Source organism: Paenibacillus sp. FW507-14B1B, assembly GCF_058781425.1.
The window spans coordinates 401101-427011 of sequence record NZ_JBYSWS010000004.1 but is presented as its reverse complement, the minus strand read 5'-3'; the positions used below and the strand labels follow the sequence as shown (position 1 = coordinate 427011).

At 46.9% G+C, this 25911-nt stretch carries 23 protein-coding genes and 1 riboswitch; of the genes, 6 read left to right on the top strand and 17 right to left on the bottom strand.

Annotated features, from left to right (window positions below; translation table 11 throughout):
* Nucleotides 1-3: 3 nt before the first annotated feature.
* The 16 genes from AC3WJJ_RS20615 to AC3WJJ_RS20540 form a co-directional block, all read right to left on the bottom strand.
* The gene (locus AC3WJJ_RS20615) at nt 4-591 is read right to left on the bottom strand and encodes a TIGR01440 family protein (protein WP_492543530.1); all 588 of its coding nucleotides are present in this window, start codon (nt 589-591) and stop codon (nt 4-6) included.
* Nucleotides 592-678: 87 nt separating this feature from the next.
* Entirely contained in the window at nt 679-1134 is a 456-nt protein-coding gene (rpiB, locus tag AC3WJJ_RS20610; protein ID WP_422658623.1) for a ribose 5-phosphate isomerase B, read from the bottom strand.
* Between the two features lie 152 nt (nt 1135-1286).
* Nucleotides 1287-1369: riboswitch (ZMP/ZTP riboswitch) on the bottom strand.
* 74 nt (nt 1370-1443) lie between these two features.
* Nucleotides 1444-2028, bottom strand: a complete 585-nt coding sequence (locus AC3WJJ_RS20605) for a low molecular weight protein arginine phosphatase (protein WP_492543529.1) — start codon at nt 2026-2028, stop codon at nt 1444-1446.
* 37 nt (nt 2029-2065) lie between these two features.
* Entirely contained in the window at nt 2066-2626 is a 561-nt protein-coding gene (locus AC3WJJ_RS20600; RefSeq protein WP_492543528.1) for a manganese efflux pump MntP, read from the bottom strand.
* Nucleotides 2627-2701: 75 nt separating this feature from the next.
* Nucleotides 2702-3916 carry an L-threonylcarbamoyladenylate synthase gene (locus AC3WJJ_RS20595; RefSeq protein ID WP_492543527.1) on the bottom strand — a complete coding sequence of 405 codons (1215 nt, stop codon included), beginning with the start codon at nt 3914-3916 and terminating at the stop codon, nt 2702-2704.
* Between the two features lie 354 nt (nt 3917-4270).
* Nucleotides 4271-4969 (bottom strand): stage II sporulation protein R, encoded by a 699-nt coding sequence (gene spoIIR, locus AC3WJJ_RS20590; protein WP_492543526.1) that lies wholly within the window; start codon nt 4967-4969, stop codon nt 4271-4273.
* Nucleotides 4970-5122: 153 nt separating this feature from the next.
* A complete protein-coding gene (locus AC3WJJ_RS20585; RefSeq protein ID WP_492543525.1) occupies nt 5123-6334 on the bottom strand; it encodes an FtsW/RodA/SpoVE family cell cycle protein in 1212 nt (403 codons plus the stop codon).
* A gap of 228 nt (nt 6335-6562) precedes the next feature.
* On the bottom strand, nt 6563-7750 hold the full coding sequence (locus AC3WJJ_RS20580; RefSeq protein ID WP_492543524.1) for an FtsW/RodA/SpoVE family cell cycle protein: 1188 nt from the start codon (nt 7748-7750) through the stop codon (nt 6563-6565).
* Between the two features lie 110 nt (nt 7751-7860).
* The gene (gene prmC / locus AC3WJJ_RS20575; protein ID WP_422658630.1) at nt 7861-8736 is read right to left on the bottom strand and encodes a peptide chain release factor N(5)-glutamine methyltransferase; all 876 of its coding nucleotides are present in this window, start codon (nt 8734-8736) and stop codon (nt 7861-7863) included.
* 4 nt (nt 8737-8740) lie between these two features.
* Nucleotides 8741-9808: a peptide chain release factor 1 gene (prfA, locus tag AC3WJJ_RS20570; protein ID WP_422658631.1), complete on the bottom strand. Its 1068-nt coding sequence runs from the start codon at nt 9806-9808 to the stop codon at nt 8741-8743.
* 274 nt (nt 9809-10082) lie between these two features.
* Complete coding sequence (gene ychF / locus AC3WJJ_RS20565) at nt 10083-11183, bottom strand: redox-regulated ATPase YchF (protein ID WP_492543523.1); 1101 nt, start codon at nt 11181-11183, stop codon at nt 10083-10085.
* 96 nt (nt 11184-11279) lie between these two features.
* Nucleotides 11280-12110, bottom strand: a complete 831-nt coding sequence (locus tag AC3WJJ_RS20560; protein ID WP_492543522.1) for an energy-coupling factor transporter transmembrane component T family protein — start codon at nt 12108-12110, stop codon at nt 11280-11282.
* The gene (locus AC3WJJ_RS20555) at nt 12103-13809 is read right to left on the bottom strand and encodes an ABC transporter ATP-binding protein (RefSeq protein WP_492543521.1); all 1707 of its coding nucleotides are present in this window, start codon (nt 13807-13809) and stop codon (nt 12103-12105) included. The genes AC3WJJ_RS20560 and AC3WJJ_RS20555 overlap by 8 nt, the downstream gene beginning before the upstream one ends.
* A 20-nt stretch (nt 13810-13829) precedes the next feature.
* The gene (locus tag AC3WJJ_RS20550) at nt 13830-14390 is read right to left on the bottom strand and encodes an ECF-type riboflavin transporter substrate-binding protein (RefSeq protein ID WP_422658635.1); all 561 of its coding nucleotides are present in this window, start codon (nt 14388-14390) and stop codon (nt 13830-13832) included.
* 261 nt (nt 14391-14651) lie between these two features.
* Nucleotides 14652-15695 carry a type 2 isopentenyl-diphosphate Delta-isomerase gene (gene fni / locus AC3WJJ_RS20545; RefSeq protein ID WP_492543624.1) on the bottom strand — a complete coding sequence of 348 codons (1044 nt, stop codon included), beginning with the start codon at nt 15693-15695 and terminating at the stop codon, nt 14652-14654.
* A 142-nt stretch (nt 15696-15837) separates the two neighbouring features.
* On the bottom strand, nt 15838-16749 hold the full coding sequence (locus AC3WJJ_RS20540) for a MerR family transcriptional regulator (protein WP_492543520.1): 912 nt from the start codon (nt 16747-16749) through the stop codon (nt 15838-15840).
* A 226-nt stretch (nt 16750-16975) separates the two neighbouring features.
* Between AC3WJJ_RS20540 and AC3WJJ_RS20535 the strand changes: the two genes are divergently transcribed.
* Nucleotides 16976-18442 (top strand): phospholipase D family protein, encoded by a 1467-nt coding sequence (locus tag AC3WJJ_RS20535; protein WP_492543519.1) that lies wholly within the window; start codon nt 16976-16978, stop codon nt 18440-18442.
* An 84-nt stretch (nt 18443-18526) separates the two neighbouring features.
* Here AC3WJJ_RS20535 and cls read toward each other — a convergent pair whose 3' ends face one another.
* The gene (gene cls / locus AC3WJJ_RS20530; RefSeq protein WP_492543518.1) at nt 18527-20029 is read right to left on the bottom strand and encodes a cardiolipin synthase; all 1503 of its coding nucleotides are present in this window, start codon (nt 20027-20029) and stop codon (nt 18527-18529) included.
* 256 nt (nt 20030-20285) lie between these two features.
* Between cls and AC3WJJ_RS20525 the strand changes: the two genes are divergently transcribed.
* From AC3WJJ_RS20525 to AC3WJJ_RS20505, 5 genes are all read left to right on the top strand, one after another.
* Nucleotides 20286-20867: a TetR/AcrR family transcriptional regulator gene (locus AC3WJJ_RS20525; protein ID WP_492543517.1), complete on the top strand. Its 582-nt coding sequence runs from the start codon at nt 20286-20288 to the stop codon at nt 20865-20867.
* Nucleotides 20868-20900: 33 nt separating this feature from the next.
* Nucleotides 20901-21248, top strand: coding sequence for a DMT family transporter (locus tag AC3WJJ_RS20520; RefSeq protein WP_422658640.1), 348 nt, complete (start codon nt 20901-20903; stop codon nt 21246-21248).
* Between the two features lie 3 nt (nt 21249-21251).
* Complete coding sequence (locus tag AC3WJJ_RS20515; RefSeq protein WP_422658641.1) at nt 21252-21566, top strand: DMT family transporter; 315 nt, start codon at nt 21252-21254, stop codon at nt 21564-21566.
* Between the two features lie 111 nt (nt 21567-21677).
* Nucleotides 21678-22631 carry a TetR/AcrR family transcriptional regulator gene (locus AC3WJJ_RS20510; RefSeq protein ID WP_492543516.1) on the top strand — a complete coding sequence of 318 codons (954 nt, stop codon included), beginning with the start codon at nt 21678-21680 and terminating at the stop codon, nt 22629-22631.
* 45 nt (nt 22632-22676) lie between these two features.
* Nucleotides 22677-25847 carry an efflux RND transporter permease subunit gene (locus AC3WJJ_RS20505; RefSeq protein WP_492543515.1) on the top strand — a complete coding sequence of 1057 codons (3171 nt, stop codon included), beginning with the start codon at nt 22677-22679 and terminating at the stop codon, nt 25845-25847.
* Nucleotides 25848-25911 lie beyond the last annotated feature (64 nt).

The following is a 25911-nucleotide window of genomic DNA, read 5'->3' as shown; positions in this document are numbered from 1 at the left end:
ACCTTAATCACAAGAAGTGGAGTTCATATCTTGCTCCAACCGATAAACGGCTCGCTGCCCACCAATCAACTTCGGTCTTGTCAGTGCTGCGGTCACGCGTGCTTCCCCGATATAACGAATACTAGGCCGAAATGGTACAGCAACCGGGCGCAGATGCATTCCGATCATGGTCTCACCGATATCTATACCGGCATGTGCCGAGATGCTCTCAGCAAGGCACGGAGCAGCAAGACTTCGGTAAGCTGCGGAAGCCATGGACCCGCCCGCATGTGGAATAGGTACAGCAGCCACTTCCGTCAGTCCCAGATGTTCGAGAAGTTCTCGTTCCACCACAAGTGCACGGTTCAAGTGCTCACAGCATTGAAATGCAGTATGAAAGCCAAACTCAGCTTGCACTTCCTCAATACCATTCAATACTTGACGAGCCGTCTCAAGCGCACCACCAGTACCTATCTTGCGACCGGCAACCTCACTTGTACTTGTTCCAATAACCAGTATTTTGCCTCGTCCCAAGCCTGCAGCCTGGGCCAGCTCCCGTACAATCGTCACGGTTTGCTCTTTCAAATCATGATCATTCGAGTAATCTGTCATGTCACAGCCCCCCATGGATGCGATCGCCCTGAACACAAGCTAACGCCAGAATTAAGCAGGCATTAGCTTGCATCACCTGCGATGAGCTTAACCTTTCAGATAGCGTTCCTCAATGGCCTTGATCTTGTTAACCCTGCCAACATGCCGTTCACCCTGACTAAATTCTGTACCGAGCCAAGCTGTAACAATCTCAGCTGCCAATCCAGGACCTACCACTCGTTCTCCGAGAGCCAGCACGTTGCTGTCATTATGCTCACGGGTAGCTTTTGCCGAAAATACATCGTGCGTCAGTGCACAGCGAATGCCTGGCACCTTGTTCGCTGCAATACTCATGCCAATTCCCGTTCCACAGATCAGAATGCCGCGGTCAGCTTCTCCGGATACGACCTTCTCACATACCGGAAGTGCATAATCCGGATAATCAACCGAATCAGAGCAGCCACAACCCAAGTCTTCAACCTCATGTCCAAGACTGCGAATAACCTGCGAAATTTCCTCTCTCAAACGAATACCAGCATGATCTGTGCCTAATGCGATTTTCATATGAAAAACCCCCTTGTATGTTTCGTCTTTTGTCACCGTAATTCACAAAAACAATGTAAACCACGTGTACAACAACTTGTATCATTATAACCCAAATTGTCATTAAAAGACGAAAAAAAGAGCAGTCCGCGCACGTGAAATGTGCACCAATTGCTCTTTGCCCAGGCGACCGGCCGTATGTTTCCGATGCTCCATCGTGGTTTCATCCACTTCGTCGCCAGTTACATCGGAATCCGTGTTTTTCCACTTCATCTTAAATCAAACTCAGCAGAAAAGCAACGGATAAATGTTTATATATTCGTGCAGTTTCTACTTATTCTCATTCCCTAGCTTATCCAGCAAGCGGAACAGCGCTAAGCGAATTTCTGCTGCTGTAGCCTCGTAATCCTCCAGTGAACCACCGAATGGATCGGATATGTCAAAGCTCGGAATACGCTGTCTAAGTTCGATTAGACGCACCTTGTCCTGCTCCTGAAGTTCACCACCAAGTGATCTTGTCATCTCCATTGATGCAAGCAGACTGTCCTGCTCTTGCAGATCCCGAAGCACCTGCTCATCATTCTCAACGTACTCCTTCAGCGTATGAACCTTGTCCGCCGCATAAGGAAACTGACGAATCGCGTATTGCTTATGGGACAGCGTCAATGTCAGAATCATATCGGCCCATTCCACAAGATCTGTGCTGAGTGGTTTAGAGCTATGACATTCTTCAATCTGCTGATCCCGAAGAACCGTCCCGGCATGACTAGATATAGGCATGCCCTCTACAGCGGCAACACCTGCGGAACGCACTTCGAGCGAAATCCCTCTTCCCTCGGCAAGCTTACGCAGCATACCCTCAGCCATGGGACTACGACAGGTGTTGCCGGTGCAGACAAATAATATGTTTTTCACGGTCTCCACCTCCCAAAATTCCATTGCTGTTATTGTATCAAATTATAAACATCAAACCAAATGCCAGCAGAATAACGCCGCCTATCATTTCTCCATATTCCCCAAGCTTACTAGCTGCATGTCGTCCCAGCATAAGCCCCATAATCGACATGAGTCCCCCAATTACACCGAATGATACCACAATCAATAGGACATCTTTGACAAACATACCAAGGGAGACGCCCACAGAGAATGAGTCGATGCTGACACTAAGTGCAAACAACAGCATGCCTAGCAGCGTGGTGTGATTAACAAGCTTACCGTCTTCCTTACGAAAAGAATTCCAGATCATATGTCCACCCAGAAGCACGAGCAGCCCACCCGCTGCAAGCCCTGTAACTTGTCCAAGCAAAGAGCCGACATATCTTCCTGCAAATAACCCAATCAGCGGCATAAGCATATGGAAGAACGCAATTAGCAGACTGATATTCAGAATATGCCTCAGCCGAATACCTCTCATCCCGACGCCAATACCTAACGAAAATGCGTCCAATCCCAGTGCCACAGCCATAATTAGGATGGTCGCGAGTTGCCCTGATTGGACAGACGATTCCAACATCCGAATTTCCCCCAAGTCCCTATGGTCTTGTACACCATATGCGGACAAGGAAGGAATCATTCCGGATAGTCGTTATTATTCTACTTGCAAAATATGATGGCCTGCTGCTTTAAGAAGCCGATTCATCACTGCAGCGCCGAGACCCTTCTCCGGGCAGGACTCTGCCAGAAGAAAGGTCGCGCCCTCTTCATCGAATTGGCGAAGCCCGGCGTAAAGCCGGTGGGCCGCTTCCTCCGGTGCGGCCAAACTGCCGAGCGAGACGACGACGTCCGCGCGGTAGCGACCGATGTGCTCGTCGAATGACAGCACACCGGTCTTCTCCCCGCGCGCCTGGGCCGCGTCGAGCTCGGCCTGGATCTTGGCGGACACGGCTTCAGCCGTCCGCCCTTGCACGATGCACAGCGCACCCTTGGGTGCGTAGTGCGTGTACTTCATGCCCGGCGAGCGCGGCGCCGGGCTGTTGGCGCTCCCGGCGCGCGCAAGCGCCGGGTCGCGCTGGACGCTTGCCGCTAATACGGCAAGCTGCTCTTCCGTGACGCCGCCGGGGCGCAGCACCGTCACGGTACCGTCCTGGCTAGCCTGAACGACCGTCGACTCGACACCGACCCCGGCCGGGCCGCCGTCGAGAATGCCGTCGATGCTACCCGCCAGATCCTCAAACACATGGCTGGCCAGCGTCGGGCTTGGCCGGCCAGAGCGGTTCGCACTAGGCGCAGCGAGCGGACAGCCTGCGGCACTGATCAAGGCCAGCGCCACCTTATGGTCCGGCATGCGCACCGCTACCGTATCCAGCCCAGCCGTTACGCGCGTAGACACCGCGCCGGGCTTCACAGGCAAGACGAGCGTCAGCGGTCCCGGCCAGAAGGCCTCCATCAAACGCCGTTCGGTCTCATTCACATTCAGAACAAGGCCATCCAACTGACTCTTGTCCGATATATGCACGATAAGTGGATTATCTGAGGGCCTACCTTTTGCTTCAAAAATACGCTCCACCGCATCCGTGTTTCCTGCATCAGCACCTAGACCGTAGACCGTTTCGGTCGGGAAAGCTACCGTTCCACCCGCTGCAAGCACTCTTCCAGCTTCTTCAAGCACAAGCGCGTCCCCTTGTTCTAGGTGCAATCCAGAAGCAACTGATTCATCTTTTTCAGTATCACTCTTCGTGGAACGTCCAACAATCGTGTTCATCCTGATATCTAATTTATCATCCATGTTCATCCGCCACATTTTGGTGACACGATGAGGAGCAACCATTTCCTGTTCACTGATTCGATTCTCTTTTGGATCCATTGTCATCCCAAACTTTCTATATATTAGATCATCCAGCAGCTATATTAATCTCACATTGCCACAAGGATGGATTGCTATATCGTCATCGGTTCAGTACCCATGCACCCTTCACATCTTGCATTTAACTGACCACAAGAAAAAGCGCTTGTATCTCACAGCAACCAGCAGCCCATCATGATCGGACCCTAACGCTAAAGAGAAAGCACTCTTCTGTTAAAAAGTGTATCATATTCTACTGTGATTGACGATTCGAATTCCACCTAAAAGCCTGCACCGTATACTCTAGTATTGTCACCTTAACTATTATTACTGCGATTGTAAGAATCATTGCCAGCTAGAAAGTGCTCTATTCCTTTATGCAAATAACCCAGACACCCATTCCCACAATCCTATGAACATGTCCCACAGGAAGAACCGCACCTCTGGTTCACTTGAATTTGCATTACTTCGTTCCTCTGATGCGTTGTTGTCATCCGCTTTAGCAGAAGCCGTCCGCACTTCACCATCTACCGGCTGAGCCGCTGCATCACCACTACCTGCATCGATGAAGCATAGAGGTGGGAATAATACGCACCACCAATTCTGTCCTTTTCCTTCACCTAACGTAATCCGAACAGCCTCATATTCTCCTGCGGGATAGACTGTCCCACCATATAGCTTCGTCGGAAATGGAACGCTTCCCAGTGTCACATCATAGGCATATGTAATGCCACGCTTGGACAACTCTTGGCCAACCAACTGACGGATTTCAGGCAAATGACTTCGAGTTAAGACTTTTGCGTCCTCTAAACTTTGCGGATTGTCCAATTCAAGTACCCACTGCTGCATTTGGGCTACAACTGCATCACGGATTTCACGTTTCACAAGCTGATCGGACGGGTTATCCGAATTAGCCAAAATCCGAAGACGGATAGACTCTGCCGGGATCGGTCCTCCTGCTACTGCAGCGTCGATTCGTTGCCCTTCCCAGGCCATCACAATCATAAATAATATAGATAAGAGCATGATCATTTGTTTAACAATAATACGGAGTGTCTCGCTATGCTTTCTCATAACGCCAGCCACCTCTCAAGAATAATCTATGATGTCTATCAGTATGTCCGTGATTGAGAGAGTTAAACGTGTAAACTAGCATTTTATTAAAAAAAGATAGAGTAGAGACACAAAAAGCCCCGAAGGGCTCTTTATACGTATTGTATTGATGATTTAATGATAATCGGAAATATTCCGTGCCTGATTCGCCTTGGCAACCACTTTAAATGTGCTCGGTTCTAGCAAATCATCATCGATTTCCTGTCCATAAAACTTCACACTCATCACAACCCCAAGGCTTGCCATATTGATCACCAATGAGGTGCCCCCAAAGCTAATAAATGGCAGTGTAATACCAGTTAACGGCATCAGACCGATAAACATACCTATGTTCTCAAAAATCTGATATAAGAACATCGCCACCATTCCAACAATCAAGAATGGCCCCGCCCGGTCCCGGCACTCCAGTGCAATCAGAATCATTCGATGAATGAGAACAAAATACAATAGCAGCAAGATAGATGAGCCAACAAAGCCGAACTCCTCCGCAATCTGTGCGAAGATCGAATCGGAATATGTATAAGGTACACGGTCTGATTGGACCGACGTTCCCTGCATAAACCCTTCACCACTAAGACCACCCGATGCAATGGCAAGCTTGGCATTTTTCGTATGGTAAATCGCATCTGTCGTCGCTTTGTCCGGTACAAGCCATGGATCCAGCCGAGACATCCAGTGTGCACGAGAACCATTACCGAGATACTCCTTAATCTGATCGTGATAATGAATATAAGCCTGAGACCCACCCAAAACTACAGCTGCTACAAGCACCAAGCCAATGAGTGCATGTAGGAACTTGAGGTTACCAATCCACAACAATCCTACCAAAATCACCACATAACTGAGTGCATTTCCAAGGTCATTGATCCCCATCACAAGCACAAATGGAAGAAAGGCAAGCAGTCCGACCGGAATCACATCCCGTATAAAGGAGAGCTGAGGTTTATTTTTGCGAATCAATATATAGGTCAGAAAAATAATCAAGACCAGCTTAAACATCTCAGCTGGCTGCAGGCTAAGGGAAGTGCCGAACTTGATCCATCCCTTCGATCCGTTTATGTCTGCACCAAAAAACATAACGAACACTAATAGCGCAAGTCCAGCCAAATAGATATACAGCGCATATTTAATCAGGAGACGAAAGTCTAGTAGACTCATACAAAAGAAAGCAAGGAAACCAACGATGTAATAGGTAAGCATCTTCATATGATGACCTTCCAGTTCCGTACCAATCGTAACGCTATATATCGATGAGACGCTAATCAACATGAGCATGATCAGCACAGCCACGATAATGAAATCCATCTTTTGTATTCTCTGAAGCATATATGCCTCCTTGTGCAAACGATAGTTTACTAATTCATTGTTACATGAAATATAACAATTACTTTTACTATTGTAAGGAATTACAAGCTGAATCACAATACTTCACATTTCCAGATCCGATTTTGAATCACGTAGTGTAGGGAAAAGAAAAAAGCCCCGAAGGGCTTTCCTATTGGTCATTGATTGGATTTAAGTATTCATCTTATTTCTGGTCTTGGTAGACCCTCATTAACTTTTCTCAGCTGTCGCTGTTCGATACGTGCTTGGCTGTGGCAGATCCTCGTCGATCTCCCGTCCGTGCAGTTTCACACTCATTGCTACACCCATACTCGCCATACTGATCACGAGCGATGTACCCCCAAAACTAATAAACGGCAGTGTGATCCCCGTCAGCGGCATCAGACCGATGAACATACCGATATTCTCAAATATCTGGTACAAGAACATGGAGACAATACCCACAATAAGGAATGGACCTGCACGATCCTTACACTCCAGTGCAATCAGAATCATCCGGTGGATCAGAATAAAATACAGCAGAAGCAGTACCGATGATCCAATAAAGCCATATTCCTCCGCAATCTGTACGAATATAGAATCAGAATACGTGTAAGGTACGCGGCCCGACTGAACAGACGTTCCTTGCATGAATCCTTCTCCACTCATCCCGCCAGATGCAATCGCCAACTTGGCATTATTCGTATGCCAGCTTGCCTTAGCTGTAGCTTTATCGGGTACGAGCCACGGATCAATACGCTCCATCCAGTGCGCACGTGACCCCTCCTCCAACACAGCCTTAATATCATCATGGTAATGGATATAGGCCTGTGCTGCGCCAAACGCGGTACCTACAACAAGCACAAAACCAATGAATGCATGTGATAACTTAACATTACCAATCCAGAATAATCCCAGCAAAATGATGACATAACTCAGAGCATTACCAAGGTCATTGATGCCCATAACGAGAACAAAAGGAATGAACGCGAGTAATCCCACGGGGATGACATCCCGAATAAAGGATAGCTGCGGCTTATTCTTACGAACTAAGGCATGCGTTATGAAGATGATGAGTACAAGCTTGAACATCTCCGCTGGCTGCAAGCTAGCGAATCCGAGATTAATCCAGCCTTGTGAACCGTTTATGGTTGCACCGAAGAACATGACGAATATGAGTAATGCCAAACCACCTAAGTAAATGTACAACGCATATTTCATTAAGATACGATAGTCCAGCAAGCTAATTCCAAAAAAAGCGATAAAACCAACGATATAATAGGCGATCATTCGAATATGGGAGCCATCAAACTTGGCATCTCCCTTGGTCACACTATATATTGACGTAATGCTGATAATCATTAACATGACCAGTACGGCCACGATCACGAAGTCAATCTTCTTAAACTTCTGAAGCATATTCGGTCCCCCTGTGCTGCCTGAGCTGAGCTTCAATGCTCCCTAGCGCCCTAAAAAGGCAATTTAACATCCATACTTACTATTGTAAGAAAAAATGGGCCGAATGACAATTAGAGCGAAATTCCCAATACATGTCTATCAATTCCCGCCAAATCCGGAACTGTAATAATACGTTCCCAATGTCCCGCTGACCTTAATAAATCAGCTACTGCATCTGCTTGACCCATGCCAAGTTCAAACGCAATGATGCGTGGTGGTGCGGCGAGTAGTGAAAGCTGTTCCATCATAATCCGGTAAGGATTCAATCCGTCAGCTCCCCCATCAAGAGCCGTGCGCGGCTCATGGTCACGAACTTCCGGCTGGAGGCCTTCAATATCCTCCGCTGGAATATAAGGCGGGTTAGATACAATAATATCCGGTGCAAGGCCTGTAAAAGGCTCGAGTAAATTCCCCAGACGAAACTCCACATTCGCGCCAAGTCGTTTCGCGTTGCGCCGAGCCACCTCAAGCGCTTCCGGAGAAATATCACTCGCGAGCACACGCCAGTCCTGTGATTTCAAAGCTAGTGTCACAGCTATAACCCCACTACCCGTGCCAATATCCAGTGTCGTCAGTCCTCGTGCTGATCCAGCTTGCTCCAGCACCGCTTCGATGAGAAGTTCCGTCTCAGGACGAGGAATAAGTACAGCAGGTGTCACCTCGTAGGTGAGTCCGTAAAATTCTTGTTCACCAATAATATATTGTGCAGGGACACCATTCCCCTTCTGATTCACAGCTGCTTCCCAAGCATCACGGCGATCAGCCGGAAAAGAGTCTGGCAACGCCATATAATAAGCTGTGCCCGTTAAACCAAGCACATGCTCAAGCAGTAGCTTCGCATTATGCTGTGGCTCCATCACCCCGCAGCTTTCTAAAAAAGAAGAAGCCTCTGTGAAGGCTTCTCTTATACTACGCTCCGGTGTCGATACAAATACATGTCTCTCCAAAGCGTTATTCTCCTTTATCCATCATTTCTGCTTGCTCCGCAAGCGTAAGTGCCGAAATGATTTCCTCAATTTCTCCGTTCATCACCTGATCCAGCTTATGCAGCGTCAAACCAATGCGGTGATCTGTTACACGGCTTTGCGGGAAATTGTAAGTCCGAATACGTTCACTGCGATCTCCGGTACCTACCTTACTCTTACGCTCACCGGAGTATTTCGCTTCTTCTTCCTGACGCATCATATCATAGATACGGGTACGAAGTACTTGCAGCGCCTTCTCCTTATTGGAGTTCTGCGACTTCCCATCCTGACATGTAGCAACGATACCTGTTGGTACGTGAGTAACCCGCACGGCAGATTTCGTCGTGTTAACGGATTGTCCACCTGCACCACTCGAACAGAATGTGTCTACACGAATATCCTTATCATGGATTTCGATATCTACTTCTTCTGCTTCAGGTAATACAGCTACCGTCGAGGTAGAAGTATGAATACGGCCGCCGGATTCCGTTGTCGGAATACGCTGTACACGGTGTGCTCCACTTTCAAATTTCATTTTGCTATATGCCCCGCGGCCATTGATTAGGAAGATAACTTCCTTAAATCCACCAAGGTCATTGGAGTTCACGTCCATAAGCTCCACTTTCCAGCCCTGACTATCAGCATAACGGGTATACATCCGGTATAAGTCCGCTGCAAACAAAGCCGCCTCGTCTCCACCAGCCGCTCCGCGAATTTCCACGATAACGTTCTTATCATCATTCGGGTCCTTCGGCAAGAGCAGCACTCGAATGGTTTCCTCAAGCGATTGCTGGCGTGCGCTCAGTTCATCGATTTCCATCTTCACCATCTCGCGCATTTCATCATCCAGCTTCTCGCCCTGCATAGTCTTAGCAGCATCAAGCTCTTCCATCACATTCTTATATTCAACAAATGCCTCGTAAGCAGGCTGCAAATCGGATTGTTCTTTGGAATAATCCCTCAACTTTTTCGAGTCGCTTGCAACGTCGGGATCGCAGAGCAGCTCACTTAACTTTTCATAACGGTCCGCAAGGGATTGCAATCGGTCCAACAAGGGAATTCACCTCTCTACATGTATATTCCTGAGTATGTTCAAACAAAAGATTGTCATTTATTCACGATAGTTATTTCATTTACACCGTCATAACAGCAGTAACAAACGACTTTTTATTTTAACATGAATCAGCCCGCTTGGCTAGAAGGACAATACCCAAATCAGCATATTGATGGAAATAATTTTCTCCAACAATTAATGAACCCTCATCTCCATCCATACAATAAACGACAGACCCCCATCAAGGAAGCCTGTCGTTCTTCTACATCATACCTTATACATTGAAACGGAAGTGCATAACATCGCCGTCTTGCACCGTATAATCTTTACCTTCCAGACGAAGCTGACCACGCTCTTTCGCTCCGTTCATCGAACCCGCTGCCAGAAGGTCATCATAAGACACAACTTCCGCACGGATAAACCCACGTTCGAAGTCACTATGAATAACTCCTGCCGCTTGTGGAGCTTTCATTCCTTTGCGGATCGTCCACGCACGAACTTCCTGAACACCAGCCGTAAAGTAAGTGTAAAGCCCGAGCAAGCTGTATGCAGCTTTAATTAGTCGGTTCAGACCAGACTCTTCAAGGCCCAGCTCCTCCAGGAACATCGCCTTATCTTCGCCTTCAAGCTCTGCGATCTCCGCTTCCACTTTCGCACTGATCGGAACAACAGCAGCATTCTCAGCTGCAGCAAATTCTCTAACCTGTTGAACATAAGGATTGCTGTCTGCTCCAGCCACACCATCTTCACTCAGGTTCGCCGCATAAAGTACCGGCTTCAGTGTCAGCAAATGCAGATCACGGATAAGCAGTTTCTCATCATCGCTAAGCTCTACACTACGGGCAGGCTGATCATTGTACAGAGCTTCCTTCACGCGCTCTAGCAGTTCGACTTCCTGTGCGTACGTTTTGTTACCGCCCTTCATATTCTTCTTGGTGCGGTCAATACGCTTCTCTACACTATCGAGGTCAGCCAGAATCAGCTCCAGGTTAATCGTCTGAATGTCGCTAACTGGATTCACTTTACCGTCAACGTGGGTAATGTTCTCATCTTCAAAGCATCTTACCACGTGCACGATAGCGTCTACTTCACGGATATGAGCAAGGAACTTATTCCCGAGGCCCTCTCCCTTGCTTGCACCACGAACCAAACCTGCAATATCAACAAATTCAAATGCGGTCGGTACGGTTTTGTTCGGCTGTACCAGTTCAGTCAACTTGTCCAATCGCTCATCTGGCACTTCCACCACACCTACGTTAGGGTCAATCGTACAAAACGGATAGTTAGCCGATTCTGCCCCCGCCTGTGTAATCGCATTAAACAATGTGGATTTGCCGACGTTCGGCAGACCGACGATCCCTGCTTTTAAAGCCATTTATGTGACAACTCCTTATCGATTTCTCTAAACAATCTTATTAATTATATCAGAACATCCTTATTGTTCAAACCAAGAATATCGCTCTTACCCGCATTATGAAAAAGGATACCAGAATGCATCCCATCCACTGCTTCTCAGCCAAATTGCCAAACCGAGAATAACCAGCGCTAGTCCGATAACAACCCAGTCAGCAGCCGTCATATCTCCTCCACTATACCAAGTCCTCTTCTTACCTGCACCGAAACCCCGAAGTTCCATGGCGCTTGTGACGGAATCAATCCGATGAAGAGCGGATTGCAGAACAGGTACAACAACAGCAGAAAGGTTCGACAGACGTTTACCTAAGCTACCGTCTTCTTTTGAAATCCCCATCCCTCTAGCTTCCATGGAATGGAGCGTGCTTTTGAACTCTGCAATTAGATCCGGAATATAGCGCAGAGCAATGCTAACTGCATAAGCGATCTTATACGGAACACCTACTCGGTTAAGGCTAGCCGCAAAGGCACTTGGCATCGTCGTAAACAGACAGAGCAGCGTCATGGGTAACAGTGTCAAATATTTGGCCGACAAAGTCAGAACATAGAACAGTGTCTCCTGATTGATTACCGCATACCCAATAGGAATAACAGGCGTATCTGTACCCGTCAACCTTGTACCGAACGTTGGTGTAATGAGAAGAATAAATAACCCATTAATAATAGAGAACATTACGATCAATCCGAAGAGAAAAGCCATCTTTCGAAAAGGAACACCAGAGTATACGAGCATTGCAGCTCCCCCGGCTAACATCACAGTGAATATCCGCAGGTCCATAAACATGAATGCTACAACAGTCCATATGAGAAAGAGTACAAGCTTAACTGCTCCATCCATCCGGTGAAAGAAAGACTGCCCCGGTACATATAAACTCCCTGTTCTACTCACTAGACATCCCTCTTTTCTCATGCGACACAAAGGCCTCTACGAAGTGTTCGGGATGTTCAAGCCCGTTATCTCGTGCAAATATGGATAATGAAGTCTCCCTCAGATGGGCAGCTTCTGTAACGGTTGCATCACTTAATATGGAAGCAGGAGATCCATAAGCAATCATCCGTCCACCGCAGAGCACCGCCGCACGGTCCGCATATTCAAGGGCGAGGTACATATCATGTGTGATGAACAGAAAAGCGGTCCCCTGCTCGGCAAGCTGTGCGATAAAGTCCATGAACTCCTTGTAATGACGGTAGTCCTGCCCTGCTGTTGGCTCATCTAAAATGATGAGTTTCGGTTGTAACACCAGAATTGAAGCAATGGTCAGGCGTTTCTTCTGGCCGTAACTAAGTGCCGAAACTGGCCAGCTGCGGTATGGGTACAGACCACATACCTTAAGCACTTGTTCCACACGCATAGTAATTTCTGCAGGATCTACCTTGCGAGCTTTCAGCCCTAAGCCCACCTCTTCTATAATGAGATGCTGGCTGATCATTCGATTCGGGTTCTGCATCACATACCCGATCTCTTCACCACGACGCCGAATCGACCATTTGGCGATATTATCGCCCCGAAGCAGTATCTCTCCAGAACGTGGTTTCAGCAGACCTGTAATGACATTAGATAAGGTTGATTTCCCCGCTCCATTCGCTCCAAGCAGCGCAACCGTCTCCCCGGCACCAATGTCGAGACTCACATCCTCTAGTACAGACCTTCCGGCTTCATAACCAAAGCCTACGTGACGAAGACTCAGCAGAACTTCCCGTTCTGTGTCTTTGCGCAGAGTCCTCGCGCTATTAGCGAAGTTCTCCAATTTGTCCTGAGCACCGTCTATGTCCAGCTTACGAGGAACCGCCAGATTCGAAATGCCTTCAATAGAAATCCCTGCGTACTCCATCGCATCTACATAGAGCGGCGGACGAAGTCCATATTGACGAAGTGTACCGGAGGCAAGCAGCTCATCCGGGGTCCCCATCGAAACAATGCTTCCTTTATGCAACAGCACGATTCGGTCCACTGGCTCGAGTAACACATCCTCCACACGGTGCTCAATAATGATCACCGTCTTGGCGCTATTCTGGCGAATGCTCTCGATTAATTTCATGGCACGTTTACCCGCAGCCGGATCTAGATTAGCTAGGGGCTCATCAAAGAGGAGCACCTCGCTATCTGTTGACAGGACTCCTGCAAGCGATACGCTCTGCTTCTGTCCTCCCGACAGGTCGTGCGGGCTATCCTCGATCCGGTCCAGCATATCCACCATTTGAAGTGAGGTAATAACCGCACTTTTCATCTGTGGTCGTGGCATTTCTCGATTCTCCATGACAAACGCGGTGTCTTCTCCAACCGTAAGCCCAACAAACTGGGCATCTGAATCCTGCAAAATCGTTCCTACCGTGCGGCTTCGTCCGAAAACGCCGCCTTCCTTATAATCGGTTCCACCAACGGTAAGACTGCCGCTTACTTCCCCGTCGTACATAAAAGGAATTAGCCCATTTAGACAATGGGCTAAAGTCGATTTGCCAGAGCCGCTAGGCCCGGCGATCCATATTTTTTCCCCAGGATAGATATCAAGGGTAATATGACGGAGGGTCGGCTCCGTTTGATTTTTATAGCGAAAGCTGAAATCTTGAAATGAGATGATGGGTTGCATGGTCGTCTGTACTCCTCAGTTTATTCGTTAATCGTCAGATTGCCGGACTTCGCACTCCGTTTGGAGTAGCCTAATACGGCTGGAAGACCAAGCACTACAAATACAGCAATGTTAGCGATAGAGGCAACAGTGACTTGAAGCACCAATTTATCCGTTGGCTCTCCCATAAAGATGGCATCAAAATATCCAGAGAATAAAAGTGACAAGACAATACCCAAAACTCCATAGACGGTAAGCATACCAATCTGTTTACCTGTTACAGAGCCACTGTGTGGATCGAACTTTTTGTGCAAATAAATCAGGCCCATGAATGCCCCTGTAATACCTGACCCAAGCGCCCAGCCCCACCATACCATACCACTGCTCATGAGATCCGTCAGCACGTGACCGATCAAGCCTGCCGCGAAGGCAACCATCGGACCGAATAAGGCTCCAAAAATAGCAAGTAATGCAATGGCCGGTTTCAAAAAGGTATCCGGTCCTGCAGGAATTCCAATCATAAAGGTTGCTCCGTACAGCGCGGAACAGATTCCGATTGTCACTACGGTTCTTGTACTAAATTGAAATGCAGGTCTTTTCAAAAAAGTTCACCCTTTCCATATAACCTTTTCCTAATGATAAAAAACGAACGTTTATCGCTATAGTTACTCTTAATATAAGGTTTTTAGTACGCGTTGGCAAAAGTTTTTTTCGAAATATTACCCCTCCTTCATTCGTCGCTTAGTTCCGATAAGACTCCACTTCCATAAAACGCACATCAAAAAGGACCCTGTTCCCGTTCTGGAAAGGGTCCTCATATAGATATTTCAGCAATTATACAAGGCTTCAATCTTCATCTAAAGTCACGAATACCGCTTCACTAAACGATCTGTCTCTTTCAAAGCGGCAATATCCGCGGCTCCAATACCGAACATTGCTGTACGGAGTTCAAGCTCAACCTGAGCTAACTTCTCGTTCAGTGCTTCCTCCGAAGCGACCGCTGAGCCAAGCAGCCCACGTCCAAAACCAGCCAAGTCTGCACCGAGCGCAATCGCTTTAGCTGCATCAACCCCGGTATTTAGACCGCCACTGCCGATTAATGCAGCAGAGGGTGCATAGTCCCGTACCTCGGCAATGCAATCGGATGTCGGATGACCCCAATCTGCAAAAGCCTCCGCCGCCGCACGCCGAACTGGATCAATACTTCGGAACTTTTCTACTTGGCTCCAAGATGTACCGCCAGCTCCAGCTACATCAATGAATGCCGCCCCAGCATTTAGCAGATTTAGCGCTGTAGCCCCGTCAATCCCCCAGCCTACTTCCTTAACTCCCACAGGTACATCCATGACTTGGCATAACTCTTCAATCTTGGACATGAGTCCTCCGAATCGGGTGTTCCCTTCTGGCTGGAATACTTCCTGGAGTCCATTGAGATGCAGTACAAGCATATCTGCGCCAGCAATGTCCACCGCCCGGCGGCAATCATCCAGCCCGAAGCCGTAATTTAATTGTACAGCCCCAAGATTTGCGATAATCGGGATATTCGGTGCCATCTCCCGCACCCGAAAGGTGGGTGCCAGTTCACCACGCTCCACTGCTGCGCGTACCGATCCAACACCGAGCGCCCAACCACGCGCTTCAGCAGCGGCAGCAAGGCGCATATTAATCTCTCCTGTTGCCTTGCTCCCACCTGTCATCGAGCTAATCAGAAACGGTGTCCGGAGTTCAAATCCAAGAAATGTGGTACCCAAATTCACTTCGTCAAAATCGACTTCCGGCAGCGCGGCATGGCGAAATCGATAATTCTCAAAGCCTGTTGTCACACCCTGACCATTCACTTCTTCCTCCAGACATAAACGAACATGTTCTATTTTTCGCTCGCCTGTCGGTTTCTCTGGTAGCAACATGCCCCGGTTCACCGAATCTATTTCACTAGCTGAAGGACTACCTTGTCCGTCTACAACTCTTCTATTACCGCTCTGATTGTCCATTCTTCCCTCCAACGACTTCGTTTTTATAAGATATGTAATCTTACGATAATATCGCTAATCAAACACCCTCGCTACCGTTAATGAATCGAACCAACCAATCCTGCCATTTCTCAGGTGGTTCAGACATTACAAATTCTCGGTATGCCGTTTGACTCTTCCCTTCATATCCATGTCCCCCTAGTAAAAATTTTACGTTTGGATAATGGGAAGAAATTAATTTGACCATTGCATCAGCTTTAGGTACAAGGCGGGGATTCGATACAGACATGCACACAATGCTGATTTCTTGTGCTCCAATCACTTGCAAGACTCCGTCAATCGGCGTATTAGCACCCAGATAAAACACTTCCAAGCCGTTTCTACGTAACAGTAATGAGAACAACATCAAACCGACCTGATGATGCTCTCCTTCTGGACATAGGGCCAACACTTTGGGCAAATTAGAATGAATCGGGAACAGATGGAAAAACTGAAAAAAGCGCCTCGATACCAACTCAGTCATAAAGTGCTCCTGAGCTACCGAGGCCTGACCACTCTCCCACTCGTCTCCTACACGAACAAGAATGGGAACCAATACTTTGTAGAACATAGCATCATATCCGTAAATCGAAAATCCATAATCAATGAGCTTGTTTGCCTTTTCCCCTTGGAACTCAGATAAAGTTTCATAGATTTGTGCACATAACTGCTCATAAGATTCTTCACCAATAGGTCCTATTGCTGGAAAAGGAACAGCATTGGTGGCTGCTTCCTTCTGCAACTTTAACTGCCGAACAGCCTGTGATATGCTGCTCCCCTCATTCTCTACCTGCTCTTTCAACCATCGTAAATCATCTACATCCTCTTGGCTGTACATACGATAGCCCGATTCTGTTCGCAGTGGATTCACGGCACCGTACCGATTCTCCCAGGCCCGGATGGTAACGGCGGGCATATCCAGCATAACGGCTACCTGTTTGATGGAATACACGTAAATTCCCTGCCTTTCGGTAAATATCAGGGGAGGCCCCCAAGAATTTTATAATCCGACTCTATACAAATTAAGTACATTGATTATACATTTTTCCCAAACTTCTGTCGACCAAGCCAAGATTCATGCCTTTTAATATAAAGGCATTTCGTCACTCTGCTTCAAAAACGCATTCCGGTTGTTATATAGGACATAATACAATAACAATCAAGAAAGAAGGTTACCTATGTCACTTTGGCCTTTCTCTCGCAAGTCCTGGTTACGCTGGATAGGACTCATCATTTCTCTCCTTATTCTCTGGCTTATTGCTGTGATGATATACCAGACTCAGAAACCACTGCCCCCCGGCATATCCTATGAAAGCCCGCTCTATCAGACAGACGATGTAAAGTTTTGGACGGATATAACCTATACAGGTGCGGATGGAAAACCCGTTCACGAGCAGCAGATTTATAAACGAATTGAACAAATCATCGATGAGTCGAGGCAATTCCTCGTTATTGATATGTTTCTATTTAACGATTACACACATAAAGATCAGCAATTCCCGCCAGTGAGCAGCAAGCTGACGGAGAGATTAATTCAGCATCAAAAATCTCACCCTGAGATGGAGATCATCTTTATTACGGATGAGGTAAACACCAATTACAATTCTGCTCCAAACCCGCTTCTTGAGCGTATGAAAGCTGCAGGCATCTCTGTCGTCATGACGGATGTAGATCCCCTCAGGGACTCGACTCCTGTATATTCAGCGGTTTGGCGCACTTTTTTTCAATGGTTCGGACAGTCCGGCAAGGGAACACTTCCTAACCTGATGGCAGACAATGGCCCACCGATAACCGTCCGTTCCTATTTGAAGCTGCTTAATGTCAAGGCAAACCATCGAAAGGTTGTTGTTAGCGAAAAGACGGCTCTCGTCTCCTCGGGTAACATCCACGCTGCTAGTGCATATCATTCGAACATTGCGTTTGAAGCAAGCGGAGAGATTATCAAGGATGTACTGGCATCCGAGCAGGCTGCTGTAAACTTATCCGGAGGAATTGAGCTCCCCGAATATCAACCACAACCAACAACACATGTGAACTCAACACAGAAGCCACTCGGCATCCGGTATTTAACGGAAGGGAAGGTTTATAAGTATGTGCTTGAGAGCATTCAACAGGCTGAACCGGGCGATATCCTCTGGATGGGTATGTTCTATTTAGCGGAAAGCAAGGTCATGGACGAATTGATCAATGCTGCGAATCGGGGTGTGGATGTACGTCTTATTCTTGATCCGAATCAAAATGCTTTCGGGCGAGAAAAGATTGGTATACCGAATAGGCCAGCGGCCGCAGAGTTGCTGAAGCGATCCCAGGAGTCTATCGCGGTTAGGTGGTATAACACAGGGGAAGAACAATATCATACGAAGCTGTTATATATTGCGAAACCTCAGGATAAATCCATCATCATAGGCGGATCCACCAACTTCACCCCTCGTAATCTGAAAGACTATAACTTAGAGAACGACCTCTGGGTTGACGTACCGCAGAACCACCACCTAAAAAAACAGCTGGATGATTATTTTGAGATGCTGTGGTTTAACAATGGTGCCGAATTCACGCTTGATTTCAGCGCTTATGAAGAACCATCGACATGGATCAAGGACATCATTTTCAAGCTTCAAAAAGCAATCGGCTTTACGACCTTCTAAGATGCAATTACAAAGAACCACCGGTGGTAGTACGTGTGCTCATACGCAACATGTACTGCCAGTACCGGTGGTTCTTAAGGTTTGTTATAACAGCGGAGACATCAGGCGTGCCCCCGATTCCAGGATCCGTACGATAATGCGCTTGTTCATAAATGTATCCTGATCTATCAGACGCGTATACTGCAAATCCCGCTCAAAATCGTTAACCATCTGCTGTACACTTTCCGTCTGAACAAGCAAAGCGTTCACTTCAAAGTTCAAATGGAAGCTCCGCATATCCATATTCGCGGTTCCAATCGTCGCAATCTCACCATCCACGATCAGCAGCTTGGAGTGCAAAAATCCTTTTTCATATTCGTAAATGCGGACCCCTGCATCAAGCAAAGAAGAGAAATAGGAGTGCGAAGCCAGAAACGGAAGCCACTTGTCTGGTTTTGCCGGAAACAGAATCCGTACATCGAGTCCAGAGAGAGCAGCTACACGCAGCGCTGTTAATATATCGTCATCCGGAATGAAATAGGGGGTGGCAAGCCAGACGGATTTACGAGCGGAGACAATCATCGAAAAGAATATATTCTTTAGCGCTCTTCGTTCATTGTCAGGTCCGCTGGCGATAATCTGGACAGCTCCCTTGCGATTCTCTAGTAAATCTGGGGAATAATACGCTTGTTCGGTCAATTTCTCACCGACCACGTAGTTCCAGTCCTGCATAAAAATAACCTGCAGTGTTCTTACGGCTTCACCTCGTACAAGCATATGCGTATCACGCCAGAAGCCATACGTCTTGCTACGGCTTAAATATTCATCTCCAATGTTCAAACCGCCAATAAAACCAACGCTACCGTCAATCACGACAATCTTGCGGTGATTGCGATAGTTCACCCGGCTGGTGAAGAAGATGGTGCGCGGGCTTCCGAACACACCAACCTGGACACCCGCTTCCCTCATCTCATTCAAGAAAGCGGATGATAGCTGCAGACTACCAACGGCATCGACCATGAATCGAACAGCTACACCCTCTTTTGCCTTCTTGATCAGGATTTGCTGAATTTGCGTGCCGATCTCGTCTGCCCGGTAAATATAGTACTCCATATGGATATGGTGCCTTGCTTTCTGCAGTTCCGGAAGAAGGGCCGAAAAGGTCTCCTCCCCGTTCGTGAGCACTTTGGTTTCTGTTGAGAAAGAAATCGGAGTACGAGCCAGCTTCTGGGACAACTGGAGCAGCTGCTGATGTTCCTCGCGGAAACGTGTTAAGTCCGGCGTACTGCGCTGAAGCACTTCACTTTCATAGGCCAATATATCGCGCTGAGCCTTTTTATCATATTTTCTTCGCTTGAAATAATTCTGTCCGAACAACAAATAAAAAAGAAGCCCCACGATTGGAATGAGTGCTAATAGTAAAATCCATGCCATTGTTGCTGAAGGTCGCCTGTTCTCCATAAATATCATCAAGCTGATGGAGATCACCGTTAAAGTAGAGAACACACTGACAACCGTACCCGCCGTTTTACCGAAATAACCGAAACCGAAATAATAAAATGCAATCAAAATTGCCGTTATTATGACCGCTTGTATTCCCTTTCTCATTTCTAGTAACCCCACTTCCATATATCACGAAATTAAATAATAATCTTATGCTTATCCATCACATTCTACATGAACTCATACGTTCTTCCTACGATCCTGACTCAAAATCAGTTAATTAAGACAAAGTTGTAACCTCTATATGTCAATAATGAATATCACGATCTTTGAAAATAAATAATTTAAAATCTTCCCTTGACAATAGATTCAAAATTTGAAAAAATACAAACTAACGAACGTTAGGTAGGAGGTTTTGGTGATGAGCGCAACACAGATCATGCAAGCCGCACTTGTTCATTTTGCAAAAGACGGGTACGAAGGAGCCTCTTTGAAAAGTATCGCTGATGATTGCGGCATAAAAAAACCCTCGATATATGCTCATTTTGCAAGCAAAGAGGATTTGTTCATGCAAGTGCTAAAGGCCGTCTTCCAAAAACAAGAGGACAAGATTCAGCAGTATTTCAAAGATCATGCATCGCTCCCACTTGAAGAGTTACTGAAGGGATTATTAATACGTAAACTGCGCGACTACCATGAGGATCAAGAGGCAAAATTCTTTCTAAGGATGTCATTTTTCCCGCCTAACTCGCTTTATGACGAAGTCATGGGCATGGTCTATCCTTTTCTGGATAACCAAGAGGAGAATGTGGCTACACTGCTGGCTGCTGGCTGTCCTGTAAACGGAAAGATTATTCAGAACCCGCGGCAAGCAGCGCTCGCCTTCATCACACTGATGGACGGGATTGATGTGGAAACTCTTTACGGCGGTGAAGAGCGCTCAACTCGGCGACTGGAGCAGGCATGGCCTGTGTATTGGCTAGGTGTAACTAAGGTAACATGACATCAAGAATATAAATATAAGGAGTAATTTGCTATGAACCGCAATTGGATATATGTGCTGCTCAGCGGTCTCGTTGAAATTGTCTGGGTGATTGGATTAAAGCATTCCAGTAATGTTTGGGAATGGCTCGGAACTTTACTCGCTATATGCGCAAGCTTCTACCTCATTATCGAAGCAGCGAAACGCCTTCCGGTGGGAACGGTTTATGCAGTCTTCACAGGAATCGGGACCGCAGGTACCGTTGCTGCTGAGATGCTCTTATTCGGAGAACCTTTTAAACTTGTTAAAGTCCTTCTGATCGGTGTCTTGCTGGCGGGGGTTATCGGGCTTAAGCTCGTTACCGATGATTCGTCAGGTCAACAAGATAAGGAGGTGACTTAGCTGATGGCATGGCTCGCATTGATTTTGGCAGGAGGATTTGAAGTCACTGGTGTGATCGGCATTAAAGGTGTTTCCCAGCGGAAAGGATGGCCTTATCTCGCACTTATGGCATTATCTTTTGCCGCTAGTTTCTCTCTCCTGTCCTTCGCTATGACAACTCTCCCGATGGGAACCGCTTATGCTGTATGGACCGGTATCGGTACGGTAGGCAGTACAGTAGCAGGTATGTTCTTGTTCGGAGAGCCTAAAGAATGGCGCAGAGTTCTGTTCATCTCGATGATTTTGTGCTCTGCTGTTGGCTTGAAAGTGCTCACGTAATCTTCATAAGAAACGGTCACAACTGCTCAAGTTGTAATGGCCGTTTCTTTTTTATATAATTAATTTTGACCAGCGGGTCAACGAAAGAACTACATAGTTCTATATAGCGAGGTGAGTAACGGATTGTCGGATAAGACAGCAGAGAAGCGCAAGCAGATTATGGTGACCGCTATGCAGCTGATTTCAAAGAAAGGTTCCGCAGCAACCTCCATGCAAGAAATTGCAGAAGTATGCGGAATGTCCAAGGGAAGCCTCTACCTTCATTTTAAATCAAAAGAGGATCTGGAAAAAAGTATCTATGAATATATTGCGCTTCGAATCCGTGATGAAGTTGTTCAGGTGGATCAGGAATCTCATCTTGCTCCGAAGGAGCAGCTTCGCAAGCAGGTTGAGGTGTTACTGGTACATTTCCTCGAAGTGCGCGAATTTCTATTGAAGCAAATTCATGAGAATCCGGGATCAGGTAAACCGCCTTTCGAACATGAATGTGCTCATCAAGAAATGAATAACGCTCTTCTATGGTTTAAGAATAAGCTTCGCTCCGTTTACGGGGAAGAAATTGAGCCATATACGATGGAAATTGCCATGTTTGTTGGTGGTATGCTTGGCGCATACATACGATTCTTATTCCTCCCCGGCTTACCGCTGAATGTCGGAATTCTAACGAATCATCTCACCACCATGCTCGATGATGTAAGCGAGAGTCTGTTGTCCCGGAAACCTGCCCCTCTTGTACCTATTGAAACATGGGAGCAACTTGCAGGCATAAAGCCTGAAGAGACACGGTTCTCACGTCATCCACTCGTTGTGATCAAGTCACTTAAGATAAAGCTTAAAGAGCTTCCTCTGGAGACAGAGACACTTCACGATGCGTTAGACTCTCTAAGTCTAATGGAGAAAGAACTACTCGATATGCACCCACGCCGGGTGATACTTCGAGGTATGCTTCGAAACCTTGAAGGTATTGAGGGCATAGATGAGCTGTACAGTGAATTAAGCACAACAATCCACGGCGTTCTGGACCTCTATCTTTTCTCGGATGGACGGATTCAAGAAAAGCTGTAGATTTATAGACAAAAAGGTAATTTGGAGAGGAGAACGAACCGCCTTATGAAAGGAATTATTAACTTCTCGCTTCGGAACAAGTTCGCTGTCTGGCTGTTAACCATTATTGTTACTTTTGGTGGGTTGTACAGCGGATTGACCATGAAACAAGAGACGATTCCGAACATCAATGTCCCCTTCTTAAGTGTTACAGCAGTTTACCCAGGGGCTGCACCTGAGGGTGTCGTACAGGATGTCACGAAACCGCTGGAAACCAGACTACGAAACGTAGATGGGGTTAAGACAGTCACCTCGACTTCCATGGAGAACGCGTCTAATTTATTCATTGAATTCAATTATGGCGTGGATCTCGATAACGCAACTGCAGCCGTTCGAGAAGCACTCAACGAGGTAAAGTTGCCAGATGATGTACAGAAGCCTCAGATTTCCAAGTTCAGTTTGAATTCGATGCCTGTCGTATCGCTCAGTATCGCGAACAAAGAAGGCACTGAACTAGATGAGCTTACACGTATAACGGAGAACGATATCGTGCCTGAGCTTGAGGATCTCGAAGGTGTTGCTTCCCTTCAAGTTTCTGGTCAATTCGTTAATGAAGTAAGTATCAAGTTCGACCAGAAGAAAATGGATGAGCTTGGCCTTACGGAAGATACCGTTAAGGGAATCGTTCAAGGCTCTGCCCTTTATGCCCCTCTCGGATTGTTCGAGATGGAAGAGTCACAAAAAGCGGTGGCAGTCGATGGCGGCATCATCGGTATTGATGATCTGAAGAATATCGCGATTCCTGTTATGCCTAGTGGCGCTGGAGCTGGCGGAGCAGGAGCGCAAGGCGTTGGTGGAGCACCTACAGCAGAAGCTGGGGCTACTACTGGGCAAATTGGAGCCGACAATGCTGCGGGTGCTCCTAACGGAGGAGCTCCTCTAGCCATTCCGACCGTGAAGCTTAGTGATATTGCTGACATTCAAGTCGTCGGAAAAGCTGAGTCCATCTCCCGCACCAACGGCAAGGAATCCATCGGTGTTCAAGTCGTGAAAGCCAATGACGCGAACACCGTAGATGTTGTTAACCGAGTTAAAGACAAGACAGAAGAATTAAAAGAACTGTATCCGGGCATGGATCTAACCATCATGCTTGATCAGGGTAAGCCTATCGAAGATTCCGTTCATACCATGTTGTTCAAGGCTGTATATGGTGCCTTGTTCGCTGTAATCATTATTATGATCTTCCTTCGTAATATCCGTTCAACCATTATATCGATCATTTCGATTCCATTGTCGCTTCTCATCGCTGTGCTCTGTCTGCAGCAGATGGACATTACGCTAAACATGATGTCGCTCGGTGCGATGACGGTCGCTATTGGTCGGGTTGTCGATGACTCCATCGTTGTCATTGAGAATATTTACCGGCGGATGTCATTATCTACTGAGAAGCTGAAGGGCCGAGAACTGATTAGCGCAGCTACTCGAGAAATGTTCATACCGATCATGTCTTCGACAGTTGTCACGATTGCCGTGTTCTTACCACTCGTACTCGTTAGCGGTATGGTAGGCGAACTATTCATGCCATTTGCATTGACGATGGTGTTCGCTCTTCTTGCATCACTCGTCGTAGCCGTTACACTCGTTCCTGCACTTGCTCACACTCTTTTCCGTAAAGGTGTTAAGAACAAGCGGAACCATGAAGAGAATCCAGGCTCACTTGCTCGCGGTTATCAAAATGTGCTGAGATGGACGCTGAACCACAAGCTGATTACTTTTGGTGCTGCGATTGTGCTGTTGGTCGGTAGCTTGTTCCTCACGAAATTCGTGGGCGTAAGCTTTATGCCGGATCAAGAAGATAAATATGCGATGGTTACTTATTCACCTCAACCAGGCGACCGTCTGGAAGATGTGGAACAACGTGCATTAAAAGCCGAGAAGTACATTCTCGCTCAAGATGGAGTTCAAAGCATGCAATTCTCCATCGGAGGCAGCAACCCACTAGGTATGGGGTCAGCCAATTCCGGTCTGTTTTATGTCATGTACGACCCAGATACGAAGAACTTTGAGGATGTAAAAAAAGACTTAGTCGAAGGCCTCGAGACAGAAGTTCCTGAAGGTGTATGGGCAAGTATGGACATGGGCGGTATGGGCGGTAACCAGCTTACCGTTAATGTCTTTGGTGATTCACTAGATCAGATCAAACCTGTAGCTGATGAAATTGCAGAACTGGCGAAGAAAGATACAGCCAGCTTCGAAAATGCAGAAACCAGCTTGTCAGAAGCCTATGAGCAATACACATTAGTTGCGGATCAAGAGAAGCTTAGCTCTCTCGGTTTGACAGCAGGTCAACTCGCTATGAAGCTCAGCCCAATGCGTGAACGTCCTGTATTGACTGAGGTGAAGATTGAGAATAAATCCTATAAAGTCTACATTGAAGCTGATAATCAGACTTATAAGAGCATCAAGGAAATTGAAAATGAGACGGTAACCTCACCGCTTGGCATGGAAGTCCCAATTAAAGACGTCGCTAAAGTGGAGAAAGGTACCTCACCGGATTCCATTACACGTATCGATGGTAAGATGGTTGTTACCATTAATGCTGACATCCTGACTACAGACGTAGGTAATGCTTCCGCTGATCTTCAAGCCAAAGTTGATAAAATGAAGCTACCTGAGGGTGTTTCTGTCTCCTTCGGCGGCGTAACCGAACAGATTAATGAAACATTCGGTCAGCTTGGTCTTGCAATGTTGGCAGCCATTGCGATTGTTTACTTCGTTCTTGTTGTTACTTTCGGAGGTGCGCTTGCTCCATTCGCGATCCTGTTCTCACTACCATTCATCGTCATTGGTGCAATCGTCGCCTTGCTGATTACAGGTGAAACACTGAACGTATCTGCTTTGATGGGTGTACTGATGTTGATTGGTATCGTTGTAACGAACGCGATTGTACTGATAGACCGTGTTATCCATAAGGAACGTGAGGGAATGTCTACTCGCGATGCACTTCTTGAAGCAGGTGCAACACGTCTTCGTCCAATTCTGATGACTGCTCTTGCAACCATAGGAGCATTGCTGCCACTCGTCTTCGGATGGGAGAACAGCGCAGGTATTATTTCTAAAGGGCTCGGTATTACGGTTATCGGCGGTTTGATCAGTTCTACACTGCTGACACTTGTCGTTGTCCCTGTGGTATACGAATTCCTCATGAAATTCCACAAAAAGCAAATCGAAGATTAATTCAAAAAGGACACACTCCGAATTATAGGAAGTGTGTCCTTTTTTTCATTTGTTCTTATATGAA